At 49.5% G+C, this 6,169-nt stretch carries 6 protein-coding genes; all 6 read left to right on the forward strand.

All coding sequences use genetic code 11. From position 1 onward, the window contains the following. Positions 1-27: 27 nt before the first annotated feature. Complete coding sequence (rnpA, locus tag RTV33_RS09970; RefSeq protein WP_312643898.1) at positions 28-372, forward strand: ribonuclease P protein component; 345 nt, start codon at positions 28-30, stop codon at positions 370-372. A 3-nt stretch (positions 373-375) separates the two neighbouring features. Then, positions 376-618, forward strand: coding sequence for a membrane protein insertion efficiency factor YidD (yidD, locus tag RTV33_RS09975; protein ID WP_312643899.1), 243 nt, complete (start codon positions 376-378; stop codon positions 616-618). Positions 619-784: 166 nt separating this feature from the next. Continuing rightward, positions 785-1,870 (forward strand): membrane protein insertase YidC, encoded by a 1,086-nt coding sequence (gene yidC, locus RTV33_RS09980; protein ID WP_312643900.1) that lies wholly within the window; start codon positions 785-787, stop codon positions 1,868-1,870. A gap of 98 nt (positions 1,871-1,968) precedes the next feature. Beyond that, positions 1,969-3,078 carry an RNA-binding cell elongation regulator Jag/EloR gene (gene jag, locus RTV33_RS09985; RefSeq protein WP_312643901.1) on the forward strand — a complete coding sequence of 370 codons (1,110 nt, stop codon included), beginning with the start codon at positions 1,969-1,971 and terminating at the stop codon, positions 3,076-3,078. A 111-nt stretch (positions 3,079-3,189) separates the two neighbouring features. Then, positions 3,190-4,563 carry a tRNA uridine-5-carboxymethylaminomethyl(34) synthesis GTPase MnmE gene (gene mnmE, locus RTV33_RS09990; protein ID WP_312643903.1) on the forward strand — a complete coding sequence of 458 codons (1,374 nt, stop codon included), beginning with the start codon at positions 3,190-3,192 and terminating at the stop codon, positions 4,561-4,563. A gap of 303 nt (positions 4,564-4,866) precedes the next feature. Continuing rightward, a partial coding sequence (mnmG, locus tag RTV33_RS09995; protein WP_312643904.1) for a tRNA uridine-5-carboxymethylaminomethyl(34) synthesis enzyme MnmG occupies positions 4,867-6,169 on the forward strand: 1,303 nt, incomplete at its 3' end.

Below are 6,169 nucleotides of genomic sequence, written 5' to 3' on the forward strand. Positions count from 1 at the left end.
TTTTACGATGAATTGAAAGGCAAATAGATGCTTTACACAAAACCACTGAACAATAACTGGGATTTTAAGCGGATGTATTCCCGCGGGAAATCTCAGGCGCATCCTCTGCTTGTGACGTATGTGATGAAGAACAAGCTAGGTTACAACCGGCTTGGAATCACTGCCAGCAAAAAAATTGGCAATGCGGTAAAAAGAAACAGGGCAAGGCGCATTATAAAGCAGGCTTATTTTGAAGCGGAAAAAGAACTGGGTTGCGGTTACGATGTGGTGTTGGTTGCACGCGGACGAACCGTCGGTGCGAAATCAACCGATGTACTGCCCGTTTTTTTAAGCCATGCAAAAAAGCTTGGCTTTCTTGCGCAAACCAGGTAGCTTATGAAAAAAGTTCTTCTGGCAATCATCCGGTTTTATCAAAAAGCAATATCGCCCTACAAACCTGCCTGCTGCAGGTTTTATCCAACCTGCTCTTCTTATGCCTTTGAGGCGGTTTCTCGTTTCGGCGCGATGAAGGGCGGGCTACTTGCATTTCTGCGCATTCTGCGCTGCAACCCTTACCACAAGGGCGGCGTTGATTTTGTGCCGGAGCGTTTTACCCTGCGCCGCCAAAAAGCGGAATAGGGAAGAGATATTTGACTACGGAAAAAAGGCGGGCGCGGCCCGTGACCTCGGCTCACTTGTTGCTGTTCGTGTAATTTGGTAAACGAACAGGGAAAAGCCAAAAAGTAAATAACCACGCTGGTGTAGTCCGGGTTACCCAATGCGTGGACTTGGAGGATAAGAACACATGGATTTTATTTACACCGTAATCGGCTACCCCTTAGGCTGGGTAATGTGGGCATGCTACAAACTGCTGCACAACTACGGTCTTGCGCTCATCGTTTTCACCCTAATCACCAAGCTGATTCTGCTGCCAATGGGCATCAATCAGCAGAAATCCTCGGTTAAAATGGCAATGTTCAAGCCAAAAATGGATGCCATTACAAAAAAATATGCAAACAACAAACAAAAACAGCAGGAAGAAATGGCCGCTTTATATGAAAAAGAGGGCTATAACCCCATGAGCGGTTGCTTGCCGCTGCTCATTCAGTTTCCTATTCTGTTTGGTTTGATCGACGTTATTTATAAACCCCTTACCCATATTTTAAGATTCAGCAAAGCGGATATTCAAACCGGAATCGAGCTCGCAACCAAATTCTTTGGGGCAGATTCTGCTATTGTAAGACAAAATGTGGGTTTGCGCTCTGAGAACCTGATTTTTAAGGCACTGGAGGCAAGCCCTGAATTTGCGGCACAATGGGGACAAGGCTTTGCCGACAAAATTGCAAGCTTTGATCAGTCGTTTTTAGGGCTTGATTTGTCTCAGACTCCCGGTATGCGTCTTGAGTGGCTGTTGCTGATTCCGATTATTTCGGGTATCACCTCGTTCATGCTTTCTAGAATTTCAATGAAGATGACGGCTGCAACCTCGGGCGACAACGCGGCAATGAATGGTATGGGCAAGAGCATGATGCTGATGATGCCGATTATGTCGACAATCATTGCATTCCAGGTACCCGCGGGTGTTGGTATGTACTGGATACTCACCAACATTTTCTCGATGGCGCAGACTTGGTACTTGAACAAGAAGTATAACCCCGCTGAGATGCTGGAAAAAGCAAAAGCGGAAGAAGAATTGAGAAAAGAGCAGGAACGTGCAGAGCGTGCGGAACTGAAAAAGAAAATGGCGAGCGGTGAATATCAGGAAGTAGAACAGGAAAAAGCACTGACGCAAAAAGAGCTGAACCGCAAAAAGCTTGCGGAAGCCCGCCGCCGTGATGCCGAAAAATACGGTGAGGAATACACAGAAGTAACCGATGAAGACTTGAAATAGCCGCCTGATATGCCGAAAACCTCTTTACCTCTAGGCATATTGAATTTAGATTATACGGAACGGATTAAAAAGGAACACAAACTTATGGAGGTGCTGTTTTGAACAGAGAAGCTATTTGTGTTGGAAAAACGGTAGAAGAAGCATTAGAACGTGCCTATGCAGAGCTTGGCGCAAACGGCGATAACTCGGAATTTGAGATATTGGAAAGACCCAAACGCAGCTTGTTTGGATTGAAAGTAACCCCCGCAAAGGTTAAGGTGACGATGGAAGTTCCCGATGAGGTGAAGCCTGCAGTGCCGAAGGCGGTTGTAAAACCTGCTGTAAAACCTGCACCAAAAAGTGAACCCAAGCCTGTTGAGCGTGCTACCGATGCTGCTGCTTCCGTTGCGAACCCTGCAACCGGCGAAAAGGTAGATTGTGCCGTAAAATATTTGAGCGCAATTTTTCAAGAAATGGGGCTTGCAGGGGTTGAAATTAAAGCAAGCACATCGCCTGACGGAGCTGTGCTTACCCTTAGCGGAGAGGGTCTGGGTGTACTGATTGGCCGTAGAGGCGAAACGCTTGATGCACTGCAGTATCTTTCCGGCCTTGTTGCAAACCGCCTGGAGGGTGATTATTTCCGCATTACGATTGATAGCGGTAACTACCGTGAAAAACGTGAAAAAACCTTGGAGCAGCTGGCCAAAAAGCTATCTGCACAGGTGATTAAAAACGGCAGAAACCTTACTCTTGAGCCGATGAACCCCTACGAAAGAAGGATCATCCATGCAACGGTTCAGAATATTGAGGGAGTTACCTCATCTTCGATCGGCGAAGAGCCAAACAGACGTGTTGTGATATCCACCACCACACCGCGCAAAAAATATCCGCCAAGAGACGGCGCGGAAAAAGGCGGCAAACGCCCTTATAACAACCGTGGCAGGGGCGGTAACGGCAGCCGTGGCGGTAACCGTGATGGAAAACCCCATGAATTCCGTAAGAACACCAATACCGCACCGGTCAGCACACGCCCGAACGCGTTTGCCGACAGCATGAAAGCGGCACAGACACAAAAAAGCCGAATCGACGATTCACACTTTGAGATTGAGCCGCCGGTACGCACCGCAGCACCGCGCACCGTAGCAGAGGCAAAGCCGCAGGCACCGAAAAACACACCTCCGGCAGAAGTGAAGGACAAGCCGCTTTACTCTAAAATTGATATCGACTAAACAGCTTGGGAGGTTTCAAACAAACTCGTTTGAAACCTCCTTTTTGCGGCGGGGAATGCCCGCAGAAAAACAACCTATGCACAACCAGATGAATCAAAAAGGAGAAATACTATGTCGTTGGAAGCTACAACTATTGCCGCAATTTCAACCCCTCTTGCTGTCGGCGGCATTGGGGTAATTCGTATTTCGGGCAAACAGGCGCGCCAGGTTGCATCAAAGGTGTTTTCACCGGTGGGCAGCCGCCAAATCTTAACGGTTTCGGGGTATACCGCTATTTACGGGCGTGTATTTGACCAAGACGGCGACATTGACGATGCGGTGGTAACGGTATTTATTGCACCGCGAAGCTACACTGGCGAAGATGTTGTAGAAATTTCGTGCCATGGCGGGCTGTATCTGCTGCAGCGTACACTGCGTGCTGTTTTGGATGCGGGTGCGGTACCGGCTGCTGCAGGTGAATTTACAAAGCGCGCTTTTTTGAATGGTAAGTTGAGCCTAACGCAGGCCGAAGCTGTAATGGATTTGATTTCGGCGCAGGGGGAGCAAGCTGCGCGCTCTGCGCTTTCTATGCGCGACGGCAAATTGTTCCGTAAAATTTCCGGCATTACATCCGGTCTTCTTCAAACAGCGGCACATCTTTCTGCGTGGGTGGATTACCCTGAGGAGGAAATTCCTGAAATCACCGACACAGAGATATTGACAGCGCTTACCACTGCGAAGGAACAGTTAGCCACCCTGCTCGCTACTTTTGATGTGGGCCGGGTGATGAAAGAGGGCGTTGAAACCGCTATTGTGGGTCGCCCAAATGTGGGTAAATCTACCTTGATGAACCTGCTTGCGGGTTTTCAGCGCAGTATTGTCACCGATATTCCGGGGACGACTCGCGATATTGTGGAGGATACCGTCAATGTGGGCGGTGCGATATTGCGCCTTGCCGATACGGCAGGCTTGCGTGAAACCGACGACGTGGTGGAGAGCGTGGGAGTGGAGCTTGCGCGTAAAAAGCTGGAGACCGCGGGACTGGTGCTCGCTGTTTTCGATAGTTCCGACTTGTTATCGGACGAAGATATGAGACTCATCGAGGCAATAAAGGGACGGCCTGCAATTGCCATTGTAAATAAATCTGATTTAGAGCAGAAAATTGATCTTGAATTGATCAAAAGCAGCATACCTCATCTTGTCTATACCTCTGCACAAAGCGGGCAGGGGGTAGAAGAACTTGCAAACGTGATTGCACAGGTGCTGGGGCTATATCATTTTGACACAAGTGCAGCTATGATTGCGAACGAGCGCCAGCGGATCTGTGCGGAACGCGCAAAAACTGCCGTTGATGAGGCTCTTGCCGCCTTGAACAGCTGTTTTACCTTTGACGCGGTGAATGTATGCATTGATGATGCCATTGCCGCCTTGCTGGAGCTTACGGGTGAAAGAGCGAGTGAAGCGGTGGTGAACGAGGTGTTCCACAATTTTTGTGTCGGTAAATAGCGGGCAGCACCCGCAAGCAATTCGGGCAAGGCACTGCGCGTTTCACTGGCTGCAAACCACGAAGCCGCAAGTTTTGCTCTTTAGTAGAAGAGAGTAGCCGCAAGCAATCCGGGCAAGACACTGTGCGTTTCACTGGCTGCAAGCCACGAAACCGCAAGTTTTGCTTTTTAGTAGAAGAGAGTAGCCGCAAGCAATCCGGGCAAGGCACTGCCCATTTTACTGGCTGCAAACCTCGAAGCCGCAGGAAAAGCCTGTTGCAGATTAGAAAAAAGAACTGCGCGCACATACAGGGGGGAAATTACATTGGAATATAAAGCAGATAGCTATGATATAGCGGTGATTGGAGCAGGGCATGCGGGGGTAGAGGCTGCCCTTGCTTCAGCGCGCCTTGGAATGAAGACGATTTTGTTTACCATAACGCTCGACGCAATCGCAAACATGCCATGCAACCCATCAATCGGCGGTACGGCGAAAGGGCATTTGGTGCGCGAAATTGATGCACTGGGCGGTGAAATGGGTAAGGTAGCGGACAAGGCAATGATTCAAAGCCGTATGCTGAACCGTGGCAAAGGGCCTGCCGTGCACAGCTTGCGCGGGCAGATTGACCGCCAAGCATACCATGTACTGATGAAAAAAACGTTGGAGGCGCAGGAGAATCTCGACATAAAACAGGCGGAAATTGTCGAGGTTCGCGATGACGGCAACGGGAATATCTGTGAGGTGGTCACCGCGCTTGAAGCGGTATATAAGGTGCGGGCAGCCATTTTGTGCACCGGTACCTACCTCAAAGGTATGATCCATGTCGGTGATGTTTCTTATGAAAGCGGGCCCGATGGAACGCACGCAGCAAACAGATTATCCCAAAGATTACAAAAACTGGGGATAGAGCTGCGCCGTTTTAAAACCGGAACGCCTGCACGGGTACATCGCCGCAGTATCGATTTTACCCAACTTGAGGTGCAGCAGGGTGATGACCCGATTACGCCATTTTCGTTTGAAACGATTGATTCTCTGCAAAACAAGGCGGTTTGCCATATCGCATACACCAATGAACAAACCCATCAGGTAATTCGCGATAATATTCACCGCTCGCCGCTCTACAGCGGAAGAATTGAGGGGGTAGGACCCCGCTACTGCCCCAGCCTTGAGGATAAAGTGATGCGATTTGCCGATAAACCTCGCCATCAGATATTTGTTGAGCCGATGGGACTGGATACCGACGAAATGTACTTGCAGGGCATGAGCAGCAGCTTGCCGGAAGATGTGCAGATTGCATTTTACCGCACGGTAAAGGGGTTTGAAAACTTAAAAGTAATGCGAACCGCCTACGCAATTGAATACGATTGCTGCAATCCGCTGGATTTACGCCCCACGCTGGAATTTATTAAAATTAACGGATTATACGGTGCGGGGCAGTTTAACGGCACCTCGGGCTACGAAGAAGCGGCCGCACAGGGCTTGTATGCTGCTGTGAATGCGGTGCGCAAGTTGAGAGGCCAGCCGCCTATGATTTTAGACAGGGCGAGCTCATACCTTGGCACATTGGTAGATGACCTTGTTACGAAGGGTTGCTCCGATCCATACCGTATGATGACATCACGTTCGG

Source organism: Hydrogenoanaerobacterium sp., from assembly GCF_032017025.1.
In the GTDB taxonomy this organism is placed as follows: Bacteria; Bacillota; Clostridia; order Oscillospirales; family Ruminococcaceae; genus Hydrogenoanaerobacterium.